This is a genomic window from Nocardia sp. NPDC004151, assembly GCF_042874235.1.
In the GTDB taxonomy this organism is placed as follows: domain Bacteria; phylum Actinomycetota; class Actinomycetes; order Mycobacteriales; family Mycobacteriaceae; genus Nocardia.
On the sequence record NZ_JBIAMR010000003.1, the window covers coordinates 17529 to 31190 of the forward strand.

Sequence of the window (13662 nt, forward strand, 5' to 3'; positions counted from 1 at the left end):
CTCAGAGCCTTCGCGAGCGCGGCGCGGTCATCTTCTCGGGGCTGAGCAGGTCGTCGAGCTCGGCCTTGGTCATGGCTCCGCGCTCGAGCACCAGGTCGTAGACGCTGCCGCCGGACTCGAGCGCCTCCTTGGCGATGGCCGCCGACTGCTCGTAGCCCAGCGTCGGCACCAGCGCGGTCACCAGTCCGATGCTGTGCGCCACCAGATCCCGGCAGTGCTCCCGGTTGGCGGTGATGCCGGTGATGCAGCGGCTGGTCAGGGTGACCGCGGCATTGCGCAGCATCATGGTGCCCATCATGAGGTCGTGGGCCATGATCGGCTCGGCCATATTGAGTTCCAGCTGGCTGGCCTCGGCGGCCATGGTGACGGTCATGTCGTAGCCGATGAGCTGGAAACAGACCTGGCTGACCACCTCCGGGATGACCGGATTGACCTTGCCCGGCATGATCGACGAACCCGGTTGCATGGCGGGCAGATTGATCTCGCCCAGGCCCGCGCGCGGACCGCTGGACAGCAGCCGCAGGTCGTTGCAGATCTTGGACAGCTGCACCGCGGCCCGTTTGAGGGTGGCCGACACCGCCACGAAATCGCCGGAGTCCTGGGTGGCCTCGACCAGGTTCTCGGCCTGCACGATGGGCAATCCGGTTATTTCCGCGAGCTTGACGGTGACCAGGTCCGCGTAGCCGGGCGGGCTGGTGATGCCGGTGCCGATGGCGGTCGCGCCCATGTTCACCGCGAGCAGGTCCCCGCCGATGCGCTGCAGATGGTTGACGGCCTCGCCGATCATGACCGCGTACGCGCCGAATTCCTGTCCCAGGGTCATCGGGACCGCGTCCTGTAGCTGCGTGCGGCCCATCTTGATCACATCGGAGAATTCGACGGCCTTGGCGCGCAGCGCGTTCTGTAGTTCGCCCAGCGCCGCGGAGGCGTCCTGCAGGGACAGGTAGACGCCCAGTTTCACCGAGGTGGGGTAGACGTCATTGGTGGACTGCGAGCGGTTCACGTCGTCGTTGGGGTGCAGGTATCGGTATTCGCCCTTGCGGTGGCCCATGAGCTCCAGGCCGCGGTTGGCGATCACCTCGTTGGCGTTCATGTTGGTGGAGGTGCCCGCGCCGCCCTGCACCATGTCGACGATGAAGTTCTCGCGCAGATGGCCGGTGAGCAGTTCGTCGCAGGCCGCGACGATGGCGTCGGCCTTGGGCTGGGCGAGTGCGCCGAGTTCCGCGTTGGCCAGGGCCGCGGCCTTTTTCACGTGGGCCAGGGCATTGACCAGGTGCCCGAACTTGCGCAGCTTGATGCCGGAGATCTGGAAGTTCTCGACCGCGCGCAGGGTCTGCACCCCGTAGTACGCCTCGGCCGGCAGTTCCCGGGTGCCGAGCGAATCGTGTTCGGTGCGAATGCCGCCCAGCGGCTGCTGGGCCGCGATGGCGGCCGACAGCTGGGCGGAGACCGCGCGCATGCGGTGCGCGACCAGCTGGGCGACCCGGGAGACCATGCGGTAGTGGCGATCCGGGTGCAGGACGGCCAGTTCCCGCAGGGTCGCCCGGGGCACGGTGAGCACGACCGCGCCGGTGACGCTGCGCCCGGTGGCGGTATGGGGCGTGTCGTCGACCAGCGCGATCTCCGAGATCAGGCTGCCGGGGCCGAGCAGGGCGAGCTCGATCACGTGGCCGGTGAGGCCGGAGGTGATCCGGATCTCGCCCGCCACCACGATGCCCGCCCACTCGCGCGGCATGGATTCGTGGAACAGCACCGCCCCGGCCGGGTATTCGCGCCGCTCGGCGGTGGCGGCGAAGGCGCGGATGTCCTCCGGATCGAGTCCGGTGGCCGCGGCGGTGCTACTGATCAGCTCGTCCAGTTCGGCCACGTCGACTCCTCGCTCGGTGGGAAAACCCCACATCGGCAACCGAGTCCGATCTTTCCGAAACGGGCGGATCTTTCAAGCGCGACGCGGCCGTTCACCGTCCATCAGTTGCTGCAGGAAGAACTCGTAGACCAACGCGGCCTGGAACGCGGACTGCTTGTTGTCCGCGGCGCCGCCGTGACCGCCCTCGATGTTCTCGTAATACCAGACCTCGTGGCCCTCGGATGCCAAGCGCGCGGCCATCTTCCGGGCGTGGCCGGGGTGCACGCGATCATCGCGGGTGGAGGTGGCGAGCAGGATCGGCGGATAGGTCTGCTCGGCGCTGGTGTTCTGGTAGGGCGAGTACTCGGAGATGTACGCCCACTCCTCGGGCTTGTCCGGGTCGCCGTACTCGGCCATCCAGGACGCGCCCGCCAGCAGCAGGTGGTAGCGCTTCATGTCCAGCAGCGGCACCTGGCACACGATGGCCCCGAACAGCTCCGGGTAGCGGGTCAGCATGACGCCCATGAGCAGGCCGCCGTTGCTGCCGCCCACCGCGCCCAGCTGGTCGTGGGTGGTGATGCCGCGCGCCACCAGGTCGCGGGCGATGGCGGCGAAATCCTCGTAGGCCTTGTGCCGGTTGGCCTTCAGCACCGAGGTGTGCCATTCGGGGCCGTATTCGCCGCCGCCGCGGATATTGGTCATGACGTAAGTGCCGCCGCGTTCCAGCCAGCCCATGCCGACCGCGCCGCTGTAGGCCGGGCGGCGCGACACCTCGAAGCCGCCGTAGCCGGACATGACGGTCGGTCCGGGGGTGCCCCGCAGATCACGGTGGCGGATCACGAAATACGGGATCTCGGTGCCGTCGTCGGAACGCGCGAAGAACTGCTCGGTCTCCATGCCGTCGGCGTCGAAGAACGCGGGCTCCTGCTTCAGCACCTCCACCGAGCCGCCGACCGAACTCGACATGAGCGTGGCCGGGCTGGTGAAACTGCTGGTGGAGAGCATGAATTCGTCGCCGCCCTCGAGCCGGTCGAGGTTCATCACGCTGGTGGTGGACATGGCCGGGGCGTCGGCCAGCGGCGCGCGGGTCCAGCCGTCCGGACCGGGGGTGAGCACGTGCAGTTCGGTCTGCACGTCGTGCAGGGTGGCCAGTAGCAGGTGGTTCTCGGTCCAGCTGTAGCCGTGCAGGGCGGTGTGCGGGTCGGGGGTGAAGAGCACCTCGAAATCGCGTGCGCCGGAGAGGAATTCCTCGAAGTCGGCGGCCAGCAGCGCACCCGCCGGATAGGTCGAGCCGTTCACCTCCCACGGGGTCTTCGGCCGCACCAGCAGCCACTCCTTGTTCCAGGAGACGTCGGCGTCGGTGGGAGCCTCGATGAGCCGCAAGGTGTCATCGGATTCGAGCAGGTAGACCTCTTCGTTGAAGAAGTCGGTGGCGCGGCTCACGTAGTGCCGTTCGTAGCCGGGGGTGCGGTCGTAGCCCGCCGAGACGGCCACGTCGGTGGACAGGCCCTCGTACACGAATTCGGCCTCGGTCAAGGGGGTTCCGCGCCGCCAGCGCTTCACCACCCGGGGATAGCCGGAGTCGGTGAGGGAACCGGGGCCGAAGTCCGTGCCCACGTAGATGGTGTCGTGATCGATCCAGGCGTAGTCGGACTTGGCCTCGGGGAGGTGGTAGCCGCCGTCCGCCGGGTCGATGAAAGTCTTTGCCTCGATATCGAATTCGCGGATCACCTTGGCGTCCGCGCCGCCGCGCGACAGGCTGATCAGCGCACGCCGCTGCTCCGGGCGCTTCACCGCCGCGCCGCCCCATACCCAGTTCTCGCCCTCGGCCGCGGCCAGCGCGTCCAGGTCGATGAGGATCTCCCAGTCCGGCTCGGTCTTGGCGTATTCGGCGAAGGTGGTGCGCCGCCACAGGCCCTTGGGGTGCTCACGATCGCGCCAGTAGTTGTAGAGCCACGGGCCGCGCCGGCTCGGATAGGCGATGCGGGTGTCGGTATCGAGCATGGCGAGCACACGCGCCTCGAGTTCGCCGAAACGCTCGGTCGAGGCGAAACGCTCCTTCGACACCACGTTCCGTTCCTCGGCCCACGCCAATGCGCGGTCGCTCTCGACTTCTTCGAGCCACAGGTAGGGGTCCGTCACACCCTCTCCAACACCGGTCATGCCCTCATTGTTGCCCAGGGGCGCGTTCGCCGGTCGCGAACGTGTTGCCCAGCACGGTGGCAAGGTCGGCCGGGCGCGGGTGGCGCCGACCGCTCCGTCCGGTCAGTAGGATTGCCGGGTGTCGCATGAGCCCCGGCTGTGGGAACAGCACTGCTGCCTGCCATTACTGCCGACCGCTGACGTCACCGAGCTGATTCGGTACCCGCTGGGCTCGTATCTCTCGGTGAACATCGGGTATTCGCCGCAGACCACCCGCGACTCGCTGGAACTGGTCACCCAGCTGCGGCGGGATGCCTTGACCGACGGCCGTTTCCGGCTGGTGCACGACATCGAGGACGCCTGGCCGAGCACACCGACCGCGGAGACCGAGTCCACCATCGCGCTGGCCTTCGACCTCGAGGACGCCGGGCCGCTGGACGGCGACCTCGACAATGTCGAGCTGTTCCACGAACTGGGCCTGCGCTCGCTGCTGCCCACCTACAACCACGCCAATGCCGCCGGCTGCGGCTGCCTCGACACCGAGGACACCGGGCTCACCGCCTACGGACGCGACCTGATCCGCACCCTCAACGAGGTGGGCGTGTTCGCCGACGGGTCGCACTGCTCGCGCCGCACCGGCCTCGACATCGCGGAGGCCACCAGCGTCCCGATGATCTACAGCCACTCGAATTTCGCGGCGCTGTGGGAGCATCCCCGCAATATCGCCGACGAGCAGGCCAAGGCGTGCGCGGCCACCGGCGGGGTGATCGGTGTCAACGGGGTCGGCATCTTCCTGGGCCGCAACGAGCCCGCCGACCGGGCCGGGCGGGTGGAGGCCATGGCCGACCACATCGCCTACGGGGCGGAACTGGTCGGTATCGAGCACGTCGGGGTGGGCTCGGACTACTCCTTCGACGCCGACGATTTCAATCGGGAGCTGGCCGAGAATCCGGAGAGCTATTCCGAGGAGTACCTCCGCTACGGCCAATTGCAGTGGACGCCACCGGAAGATCTGCTCGGCACGTCGGGGGTGCGCGGCCTGGACGCGGCGCTCGCCGACCGCGGCTTCTCCGTGGCGGACCGGGCGGCCGTCTTCGGCGGCAACTTCGCGCGCGTCGCCCGGCAGGTGTGGCGCGGCTGATTCCGCCTGCATAGCGAACTGATCGGTCGTTTCCATAGTGTGGGAGTGACCGCTCTCACGTGGTCCCGGTCTCACCCGGGCGGGGGATGGCTGAGTGAGCACCCGGCAACAGGTCTAGTCTCGAAGCCGTGACTTCCCACTACGATGTCGTCGTTCTCGGCGCTGGTCCCGGCGGTTACGTCGCCGCGATTCGTGCCGCTCAACTCGGCCTGCGAACAGCGATCGTCGAGCAGAAATACTGGGGTGGCGTGTGCCTGAACGTGGGCTGCATTCCGTCCAAGGCGCTGCTGCGTAACGCGGAGCTGGCTCATATCTTCACCAAGGAAGCGAAGACCTTCGGTATCTCGGGTAACGCGACCTTCGACTTCGGCGCGGCGTTCGACCGCAGCCGCAAGGTCGCGGACGGCCGGGTCAAGGGCGTCCACTTCCTGATGAAGAAGAACAAGATCGACGAGTTCGACGGGACGGGCACGTTCACCGGTCCGAAGTCGCTCTCGGTCGCGCTGACCAAGGGCGGCACCGAGGAGATCACGTACGACAACGTGATCATCGCGACCGGTACCGAGACCAAGCTGCTGCCGGGCACCTCGCTGTCGGCCAACGTGGTCACCTACGAGGAGCAGATCCTCACCCGCGACCTGCCGGGCTCCATCCTCATCGTGGGTGCGGGCGCCATCGGCATGGAGTTCGGCTACGTCCTCAAGAACTATGGCGTGGACGTGCGCATCGTCGAGTTCCTGGACCGCGCCCTGCCGAACGAGGACGCCGACGTCTCCAAGGAGATCACCAAGGCGTACAAGAAGCTCGGCATCACCATCACCACCGGTGCGGCCGTGCAGTCCATGGAAGACGACGGCTCCAAGGTCACCGTCGCCATCAAGGACAACAAGACCGGCGCCATCGAGACCGTCACCGTCGACAAGGTGCTGCAGGCCGTCGGCTTCGCGCCGCGCGTGCAGGGCTACGGCCTGGAGAACACCGGCGTCGCGCTCACCGACCGCGGCGCCATCGCCATCGACGACTACATGCGCACCAACGTCCCCGGCATCTACGCCATCGGTGACGTCACCGCCAAGCTGCAGCTCGCGCACGTCGCCGAGGCGATGGGCGTGGTCGCGGCCGAGACCATCGCGGGCGCGGAGACCCAGGCGCTGGGCGACTACCGCATGATGCCGCGCGCCACCTTCTGCCAGCCGCAGGTCGCCTCCTTCGGCCTCACCGAGCAGCAGGCCAAGGACGAGGGCTACGACGTCAAGGTCGCCACCTTCCCGTTCACCGCGAACGGCAAGGCGCACGGCCTCGGCGACGCGCAGGGCTTCGTCAAGCTGATCTCCGACGCCAAGTACGGGGAACTGCTCGGCGGCCACCTGATCGGCCCGGACGTCTCCGAGCTGCTCCCCGAGCTGACCCTGGCCCAGAAGTGGGACCTCACGGTCAACGAGGTCGCCCGCAACGTCCACACCCACCCGACCCTGTCGGAAGCCATTCAGGAAGCGATCCACGGCCTCGCCGGCCACATGATCAACTTCTGACTCCGAAGGGTCTCAGGGGCTTCGCCCCCGAACCCCTGCGAGATTTCGGCCTGGTGTCAGCGTAAAGCGCTGGCACCAGGCCGTTTTCGTCGATGTGGTCAGTCCGCCAGGTGCAGGCGGCGGTGCAGGGCGTAGACGCGGTCGGTGAGTTCCGGGAAGGGGCCCGAGACCGGGATGGACGGGGCCACTTCCTGGATGGCGAGGGGACGGATCGGGCCCGCGGGGACGCCGAACTCGGTGAGCCACTCGGTGAGTTGGGCGGTGGAGGCGGCGTAGACGATCGGGCCCAGGCCGACCCAGGCGTGGGCGGCCGAGCACATGGCGCAGTGTTCGCCGGAGGTGTAGACGGTGGCGGTGGCGCGCTGCTCGGGGGTGAGGTGGTCGGCGGCCCAGCGGGCCAGTTCGAATTCGGGGTGGCGGGTGGCGTCGCCGCCGGAGACCCGGTTGCGGTCCTCGGCCAGGACCTGGCCGTCCGCGTCGACCAGCAGGGACCCGAACGGCTCGTCGCCCGCGTCGAGGGCCTCGGCGGCCAGTTCCACGCAGCGTTCCAGGTAGTGCAGATCGGTGTCGGCGGACATGCGGCTCCTTACGGGCGGTGGTAGGCGGACTGGGCCGCTTCGATGGTCGCGATATTGGACTCGAGGATGTCGATGAGGCCGACGAGCTGGTCGGCGACCCGCGCGCCGAGGTCGGTGAGGGTGTACTCGACCACCGGCGGGATGGACTGCTGGACTTCGCGATTGACCATGCCGTCGCGTTCCAGGGTCTGCAGGGTCTGGGAGAGCATGCGCTCGGAGATGCCGTCGACCCGGCGGCGCAGTGCCGAGAAGCGGTAGGGGCCCTCGCGCAGGGCGGCCAGGGCGAGCACGCCCCAGCGGCTGGCGACGTCCTGCAGGACCGGGCGGGAGGCGCAGTTGCGGGCGAAGACGTCGGCTTCCAGGGTCGGGTCGTCCGCGAAGGACTGGTCGGAAGGCCGGGCGTTCATGAGATTCAGGTTACCTGTCATTCGGGTAGCGGTTCAGGAATAGCATGTGCTTACTATTAGTTAGTACATGTCGAGCGTGCAGTTCATTCCATCCAACCTGGAGGTAGTCATGACCGTCGCAGTCACCGGAGCCAGTGGTCAGCTGGGTCGCCTGGTCGTCGAGGCGCTGCTGAAGGACGGGTCGCAGCCCGTCGTCGCCGTGGTCCGCGATCCCGCCAAGGTGGCCGACCTGGCCGAGCGCGGTGTCGAGGTGCGGGTCGCGAGCTTCGACGATCCGGCGGCGCTGGAACGCGCCTTCCGGGGCGTCGACCGCGTGCTGCTGGTCTCCGGCAACGAGTTCGGCAAGCGTGTCGCCCAGCACACCAATGTGGTGCGTGCCGCCGAGGCCGCGGGCGTGAAACTGCTGGCCTACACCAGCATTCCGCAGGCCGACCGCAATCCGCTGATCCTCGCCCAGGAGCACATCGGCACCGAGGCGGTGCTGGCCGGGGCGAGCATCCCGACCACCCTGCTGCGCAACGGCTGGTACTGGGAGAACTACGCCGGTGGTCTGGGCCACGCCGTCGCGAGCGGCGTGCTGCACGGCGCGGCCGGGGACGGCAAGGTATCCGGCGCGGCGCGGGCCGACTACGCCGAGGCGGCCGCCCGGGTGCTCACCACCGACGGGCACGAGGGCAAGGTCTACGAGCTCGGCGGCGACGAGACCCTCTCGTACGCCGAACTGGCGCAGGTGATCTCGGAGGTCTCCGGCAAGCCGGTCCGTTACGAGGATCTGCCGCGGCAGGATTACGCGGCCGCGCTGCAGGGCGCGGGCCTGGACGCCGGATACGCGGCGGTGCTGGCCGACGCCGACGCCGGGATCGCGGGCGGCATCCTGGCCGTCGACTCCGGCGACCTGCAGCGGCTGCTGGGCCGCCCGACCACCCCGGTGGCCGAGGTGTTCCGGGCGGCCCTGAACTGATCGAGGGATCGGGCTGAACCGATCGGGCGGACGGGCGGGCTCAGTACCAGTTGTGGGCCTGCCAGAACGCCCACGCGTTGTTCGGGCTGCCGTAGCGTTCGACCATGTAGCGATAGGCCCAGCGCAATTGGGTGAGCGGGTTGAACATCCAGTCCGGGCCCTCGCTGAACATCTTGTGCGCGGGGAGGGCCTGGGGCAGCCCGTACGCGCCCGAGGTCGGGTTGATCGCGAACACCTGCCAGTCGCTCTCGCGGGTGATGATGTGGTTGAACGAATCCCACTGGTCGAACGGGACCATGAAGCGGGACATGGTCTGCAGGGCGGGCTTCGAAAAACGCTGGGCCGAGCCGACCAGTTGCAGCAGCGAGGCCGGATCGATGGGAAGCGCGACCGGGACGCCGGTGGCGGAGACGGGGTTGGCGATCTCGGTGCGGGCGTCGGCGTGCGTGACGCCGACCGTCAAGGGCGCGATGGCCGCCGTCAGCAGTCCGAGTACCGCTACTCGGATCGGGCGCCGGCGGGCGGTGTTCTCGTGGGAAGCGGGCAACGCCTGGTCCTTCCGTGTCGTTCACGAAAAAACAGACCCCATGTGTCTTCCAATCAGAAACCGACCGTACGCCCTTGGACTTCGGTGACGGGGTGAGCGACACGCGGGGATCTGCCTGATCAGCGTTGATTCGCTGGTCAGCGCGCCCGCCCGCGAAGCAGTTCGCGCTCGCTGTCATTGGCGGTGAGTTCGGCCGCCCGCTCGAATGCCGCCCGCGCCTCGGCGGTCCGGCCCAGCCGCTCCAGGAGATCCCCGCGCACGGCGTGCAGCAGGTGATAGCCGTCCAGATCCGCTGCGACCGCGTCGATCAACTCCAGGCCCGCCGCGGGCCCGTGCACCATCGCCACCGCCACCGCGCGGTTCAACTCCACGACCGGTGACGGGAATCGTTGCGCGAGCACGGCATACAGTCCGGCGATGCGCCGCCAATCGGTGTCGGCGGCAGCCGGGGTCACCGCGTGCACCGAGGCGATGGCGGCCTGCAGGGCGTAGCGGCCGGGCGGGAGTTCCCGCGTCCGGTTCAGGGTGTGGGCGCGGGCCAGGGCCGCGAGTCCGCGTTCGATGTACAGGCGGTTCCAGCGGGAACGGTCCTGGTCGGGGAGCAGGATCGGGCCGCCGCCGGAATCGCTGCGGGCCGTGGTGCGTGAGGCCTGCAATTCCAGCAGGGCCGCCAGGCCGTGCGCCTCCGGTTCCGCGGGCAGCAGTCCGGTGAGGATGCGGGCCAGGCGCAGCGCGTCCTCGCACAGTTCGGCGCGCACCCAGCGTTCGCCGGAGGTGGCCGCGTAGCCCTCGTTGAAGATCAGGTAGATCACTTCGAGCACCGAGTCCAGTCGCGCGGTCAGCTCCGCGCCCTCCGGTACCTCGAAGGGGATCCCTTTGGCGGCGATGGTGCGTTTGGCGCGCACGATCCGTTGCGCCACCGTCGATTCCGGGACCAGGTAGGCGCGGGCGATCTCGGTGGTGGTCAACCCGCCCACCATGCGCAGGGTGAGCGCCGCCCGCGCCGGGGGCGTGAGCACCGGGTGGCAGGCGGTGAAGATCATGCGCAACAGGTCGTCGGCGATCACCGGGTCCGGTTCGCCCACCGGCGCTTCCGCGATGATCGCCTCCCGGCCCAGTAGTTCCAGCTTCCGGGCGAAGTTCGCGTCGCGCCGGATGCGGTCCACCGCCCGGTGTTTGGCGGTGAGCATGAGCCAGCCGCCGGGATTCGGCGGAACGCCCGCGGACGGCCACTGTTCCAGCGCCGCCACGTGGGCGTCCTGCGCGAGTTCCTCAGCGGTGGCGATATCCCCGACCAGGCGGGTCAATCCCGCCACCAGCCGGGGCCATTCGATGCGCCAGGCCGCTTCCACGGCCCGGCGCGCCCGCTCCTCCCGCGGAGTCAGTGCTGGCCTTCCAGCTGCCGCACCTCGACCTCGATCTCCCATTCGGGTCCGTGCACGCGCAGGAACCGGGAGGCCCATTCGGCGGCCTCCTCGGGGGAGCGGGTCTGCAGCAGCAGGTAGCCGCCGATGATCTCCTTGGATTCGGTGAACGGACCGTCCATGACGGTCTGCGTGCCGCCGGACTGCCGGATCCGGGTGCCCTCCTCGGGCGGGCGCAGGCCCGCGGTGTCGAGCAACACGCCCGCCTTGGTCATCTCCTCGATGATCTCGTTGACCCGCGCGATCAGGTCGTCGCCGGGACCGTCGGGGGCCTGGGCGGGGTCCAGGCGAATCAGCACCAGGTGTCGCATAGTCGAATCCTCCTTCGTGTGGGGATCGTGGTTCGACCCTCGCCTACTCCTCGAACGGGGTGGGGCGGAATCGACATCCGGCTCAGACCCACTGCACCAGCTGGATGACGATGCCGTTGGGGTCCAGCGCCTGGAAGTAGCGTTCGCCCCACGGCTCGGTCTCGATGGGCGTCACGATCGGCACGCCCTCGCCCCGCACGCGAGCGTATTCGGCATCGATGTCATCCACCACGAAGACCACCAGCAGGCCCCGGCCGGCGCTGCCCGCGATGCGGTCCGGCTTGAAGCTGCCGAGGCCGGTGCGCAGGTAGATGACGTCGAAGCCGGCGTCGGGCCGGGTCAGGTTGACGAAACCGTCGGCCGACATCTTCTCGGTGAAGCCGAAGTGGTCGATGAGGAATTTCGCGGAGGCGGTCTCGTCGGGCACGTTCAGGGAGATCGCGGATGCGGTGACGTTCAAGGGTCCTCCTAGGTGGTGCCGGTAAACTCTGTACTATGTACGCTGTACTTTGTACGGACATTCCCGACGGGATGCAAAGTGATGACCGTCACATGGATACGATCGGCGGCGGAGGTGACGCGAATGGCCGCGAAAGGCGGGGAACGCAGCAGCGCGGGAGACCCGGTGCGAACCCTGGAACTGCTCTGGCGCGAGCCCGGCGCCGGCGGGTCGGCGCGCGGGCCCAAACAACGCACCACCGTGGACGCCGTCGTCGCGGCCGCGCTCGGGATCGCCGATACCCAGGGGCTGGCCGCGCTCACCATGCGCTCGGTCGCCGCCGCGCTCGGCATCACGCCGATGGCCACCTACACCTATGTGCCGGGCAAGGCGGAACTGCTGGATCTCATGCTCGATACGGTCTACCAGCGCATGGAGCGCCACGATCTGAGTGGAATGGGCTGGCGGGAGCGGGTTTCCACGATCGCCGCCGAGAACCGCGCCATGCTCGCGGCGCACCCGTGGGTGGCGTACCTGCCCACCACGCGCCCGCCGCTGGGGCCGGGCGTGGCGGCGAAGTACGACCACGAACTGCGGGCCTTCGACGGCCTCGGTCTCGGCGACCTCGAAATGGACGCGGCGCTCACGTACGTGCTGGGGTTCGTGACCTCCACCGCGCAGCTCGCGATCGACGCCGCCGGGGCGGCCGCGGAAAGCGGGCAATCCGACCATGATTGGTGGGAGCGCGCGGCTCCGCTGCTGGCCCGGGTGTTCGACGCCGAGCGCTACCCCCTGGCGGCGCGGATCGGCGAGACGGCCGGGCAGGCGCATGACAGTGCCTACAGCGCCGACCACGCCTACGAATTCGGTCTCGCCCGGGTGCTCGACGGGCTGGCGGGCCTGATCGAGCACCCCGAACACTGATCGAGAACCCCTGAGCGCGTCTGTCCCTTCCGCGAACCTGGCACAGACCGACCGGGACGACGGTCTCAATTTCGCCGCACGGAGCGGCGGGTGGCGGCAGAATTTCAGCTATGCCCCGATCGGCCCCGGCAGTCGTTGCCGCCGAAACCTTCACCAGGGCAGCGCAGCCGGTGCTTCCCGTGGGGGAGGGACTGGTCCTGCGGCCGTGGCTACGGCGCGACGGCCCCGAGGTGTACGCGGCATTCCAGGATCCAGCTATCGCCCGCTGGCACGTGCGCACCGCCGACACCGTGGAGGAGGTCGGGGACTGGGTGGACTCGTGGGCCCGGTCGTGGAGCAGTGGCGCGGCGGCGAATTGGGCCGTGGCGGACAGCCGCAGCGGCCGGCTGATGGGCCGCGCCTCACTGCATCACATGGAGCTGTGGCACGGCGAGGCGGAGATCGCGTACTGGGTGATCCCGGCGGCCCGCGGTCGCGGCATCGCGCCGCGGGCGGTGGCGGCGCTGGTCGGCTGGGCCTTCGAGGTGGCGGGATTCCACCGCCTCGAATTACGTCATTCCGTGCACAACGCCCAATCCTGCCGGGTGGCTTGCAAATCCGGCTTCGTCCTCGAGGGCATCAATCGCAGCGCGGGCCTGCACACCGACGGCTGGCACGATATGCACCTGCACGCCCGCATCCAGCCCGTCCGCCCCGCCGAACCCGGCCTCTCGTACGAGGCCGCCACCCAGCCGGTCTTCCGCCTGCGCCGCTAGGGCTTCCGGTCAGTGGTCGGTCTCGATGCGCAGCGCGGTGATGGTGCTGGCCAGGCCCTCGTACTGATTGGTGAGCAGCACGATCTCGATGAGCCGCTGTTCGTCGTAGTGCGCGGCCAGCGCCTGCCAGGTGGCGTCGTCGAGGTCGCGGGTGGCGACCAGTTGGTCGACGGCGGTGAGCAGGGCGCGTTCCTTGTCGGTCCAGCCCGCGGCGGCGGGCCCCTCGCGCAGCCGGTCCAGAATCTCGGGAGTGACGCCCGCGCGCCGTCCCAGCCGGATGTGATGGTCGGTCTCGTATTCGCATTCGCGCAGGTGCGCGACGCGGAGAATGACCAGTTCGGATTCGTAGCGCCGCAGCTTGCCGCCGGGCATGAGCCGCCCCGAGAAGTGCAGCCAGCCGCGGAACAGGCCGCCGGTGCGGCCGAGCGTGCTGAACAGGTGGGCGTCGTCCGTCCCGGCGGCGCGGGAAAGCGCCTGCCAGACAACCCAGTTGACCGGTCCGAGCTCCCGCAGACGGCCGGGAGCGATGCGTGGCTTCGTCGACACCATGACTCCAGTCAACACCCTGTCTGGGCCACCCGCCAGACCATCGTGGTGCGGGCCGCGAGTCGGCGCTTCCGCACACCGGCCCGCGCACTGCGCCGACGGTGCAGGG

Annotated in this window: 14 protein-coding genes and 1 pseudogene; 5 read left to right on the forward strand and 10 right to left on the reverse strand. The window is 68.9% G+C overall.

The window, feature by feature from the left end; genetic code table 11:
• Nucleotide 1: 1 nt before the first annotated feature.
• The 3 genes and pseudogenes from aspA to ACFYTS_RS07535 all read right to left on the reverse strand — a co-directional run bounded on the left by aspA (nt 2) and on the right by ACFYTS_RS07535 (nt 4009).
• Nucleotides 2–1459 (reverse strand): aspartate ammonia-lyase, encoded by a 1458-nt coding sequence (aspA, locus tag ACFYTS_RS07525; RefSeq protein ID WP_387302832.1) that lies wholly within the window; start codon nt 1457–1459, stop codon nt 2–4.
• Nucleotides 1460–1537: 78 nt separating this feature from the next.
• Nucleotides 1538–1900: pseudogene (locus tag ACFYTS_RS07530) on the reverse strand (cyclic nucleotide-binding domain-containing protein); the annotation flags it as partial.
• Nucleotides 1901–1939: 39 nt separating this feature from the next.
• Nucleotides 1940–4009 (reverse strand): prolyl oligopeptidase family protein, encoded by a 2070-nt coding sequence (locus ACFYTS_RS07535; protein WP_387302127.1) that lies wholly within the window; start codon nt 4007–4009, stop codon nt 1940–1942.
• Between the two features lie 118 nt (nt 4010–4127).
• On the opposite strand from ACFYTS_RS07535, the gene ACFYTS_RS07540 reads away from it, so the two are divergent.
• Entirely contained in the window at nt 4128–5129 is a 1002-nt protein-coding gene (locus ACFYTS_RS07540; protein WP_387302129.1) for a dipeptidase, read from the forward strand.
• A gap of 128 nt (nt 5130–5257) precedes the next feature.
• Nucleotides 5258–6661 carry a dihydrolipoyl dehydrogenase gene (gene lpdA, locus ACFYTS_RS07545; RefSeq protein ID WP_357282008.1) on the forward strand — a complete coding sequence of 468 codons (1404 nt, stop codon included), beginning with the start codon at nt 5258–5260 and terminating at the stop codon, nt 6659–6661.
• A gap of 98 nt (nt 6662–6759) precedes the next feature.
• Here lpdA and ACFYTS_RS07550 read toward each other — a convergent pair whose 3' ends face one another.
• Complete coding sequence (locus ACFYTS_RS07550; protein WP_357282007.1) at nt 6760–7239, reverse strand: nucleoside deaminase; 480 nt, start codon at nt 7237–7239, stop codon at nt 6760–6762.
• A gap of 8 nt (nt 7240–7247) precedes the next feature.
• On the reverse strand, nt 7248–7646 hold the full coding sequence (locus tag ACFYTS_RS07555; RefSeq protein ID WP_357282005.1) for a helix-turn-helix domain-containing protein: 399 nt from the start codon (nt 7644–7646) through the stop codon (nt 7248–7250).
• A 109-nt stretch (nt 7647–7755) separates the two neighbouring features.
• Between ACFYTS_RS07555 and ACFYTS_RS07560 the strand changes: the two genes are divergently transcribed.
• On the forward strand, nt 7756–8607 hold the full coding sequence (locus tag ACFYTS_RS07560) for an SDR family oxidoreductase (protein WP_387302131.1): 852 nt from the start codon (nt 7756–7758) through the stop codon (nt 8605–8607).
• A gap of 40 nt (nt 8608–8647) precedes the next feature.
• Here the strand turns inward: ACFYTS_RS07560 and ACFYTS_RS07565 are convergent, their stop codons facing one another.
• The 4 genes from ACFYTS_RS07565 to ACFYTS_RS07580 all read right to left on the reverse strand — a co-directional run bounded on the left by ACFYTS_RS07565 (nt 8648) and on the right by ACFYTS_RS07580 (nt 11349).
• Complete coding sequence (locus ACFYTS_RS07565) at nt 8648–9154, reverse strand: transglycosylase SLT domain-containing protein (RefSeq protein WP_387302133.1); 507 nt, start codon at nt 9152–9154, stop codon at nt 8648–8650.
• A gap of 137 nt (nt 9155–9291) precedes the next feature.
• Entirely contained in the window at nt 9292–10506 is a 1215-nt protein-coding gene (locus ACFYTS_RS07570) for an RNA polymerase sigma factor (protein WP_387302135.1), read from the reverse strand.
• A 29-nt stretch (nt 10507–10535) separates the two neighbouring features.
• Nucleotides 10536–10889 (reverse strand): YciI family protein, encoded by a 354-nt coding sequence (locus ACFYTS_RS07575; protein WP_357281998.1) that lies wholly within the window; start codon nt 10887–10889, stop codon nt 10536–10538.
• 82 nt (nt 10890–10971) lie between these two features.
• Nucleotides 10972–11349, reverse strand: a complete 378-nt coding sequence (locus tag ACFYTS_RS07580; RefSeq protein WP_357281997.1) for a VOC family protein — start codon at nt 11347–11349, stop codon at nt 10972–10974.
• Between the two features lie 123 nt (nt 11350–11472).
• On the opposite strand from ACFYTS_RS07580, the gene ACFYTS_RS07585 reads away from it, so the two are divergent.
• Nucleotides 11473–12252: a TetR/AcrR family transcriptional regulator gene (locus ACFYTS_RS07585; RefSeq protein ID WP_387302137.1), complete on the forward strand. Its 780-nt coding sequence runs from the start codon at nt 11473–11475 to the stop codon at nt 12250–12252.
• 110 nt (nt 12253–12362) lie between these two features.
• The gene (locus tag ACFYTS_RS07590; RefSeq protein WP_387302139.1) at nt 12363–13007 is read left to right on the forward strand and encodes a GNAT family N-acetyltransferase; all 645 of its coding nucleotides are present in this window, start codon (nt 12363–12365) and stop codon (nt 13005–13007) included.
• Between the two features lie 9 nt (nt 13008–13016).
• On the opposite strand, the gene ACFYTS_RS07595 is transcribed toward ACFYTS_RS07590, so the two are convergent.
• Entirely contained in the window at nt 13017–13556 is a 540-nt protein-coding gene (locus ACFYTS_RS07595; RefSeq protein WP_387302140.1) for a carboxymuconolactone decarboxylase family protein, read from the reverse strand.
• Nucleotides 13557–13662 lie beyond the last annotated feature (106 nt).

Coding starts and splice junctions, on each gene's coding strand:
- aspA (WP_387302832.1), bottom strand. CDS start 1,459: ATGCGCGCGGTCTCCGCCCAGCTGTCGGCCGCCATCGCGGCCCAGCAG.
- ACFYTS_RS07535 (WP_387302127.1), bottom strand. CDS start 4,009: ATGACCGGTGTTGGAGAGGGTGTGACGGACCCCTACCTGTGGCTCGAA.
- ACFYTS_RS07550 (WP_357282007.1), bottom strand. CDS start 7,239: ATGTCCGCCGACACCGATCTGCACTACCTGGAACGCTGCGTGGAACTG.
- ACFYTS_RS07555 (WP_357282005.1), bottom strand. CDS start 7,646: ATGAACGCCCGGCCTTCCGACCAGTCCTTCGCGGACGACCCGACCCTG.
- ACFYTS_RS07560 (WP_387302131.1), top strand. CDS start 7,756: ATGACCGTCGCAGTCACCGGAGCCAGTGGTCAGCTGGGTCGCCTGGTC.
- ACFYTS_RS07575 (WP_357281998.1), bottom strand. CDS start 10,889: ATGCGACACCTGGTGCTGATTCGCCTGGACCCCGCCCAGGCCCCCGAC.
- ACFYTS_RS07585 (WP_387302137.1), top strand. CDS start 11,473: ATGGCCGCGAAAGGCGGGGAACGCAGCAGCGCGGGAGACCCGGTGCGA.
- ACFYTS_RS07590 (WP_387302139.1), top strand. CDS start 12,363: ATGCCCCGATCGGCCCCGGCAGTCGTTGCCGCCGAAACCTTCACCAGG.
- ACFYTS_RS07595 (WP_387302140.1), bottom strand. CDS start 13,556: ATGGTGTCGACGAAGCCACGCATCGCTCCCGGCCGTCTGCGGGAGCTC.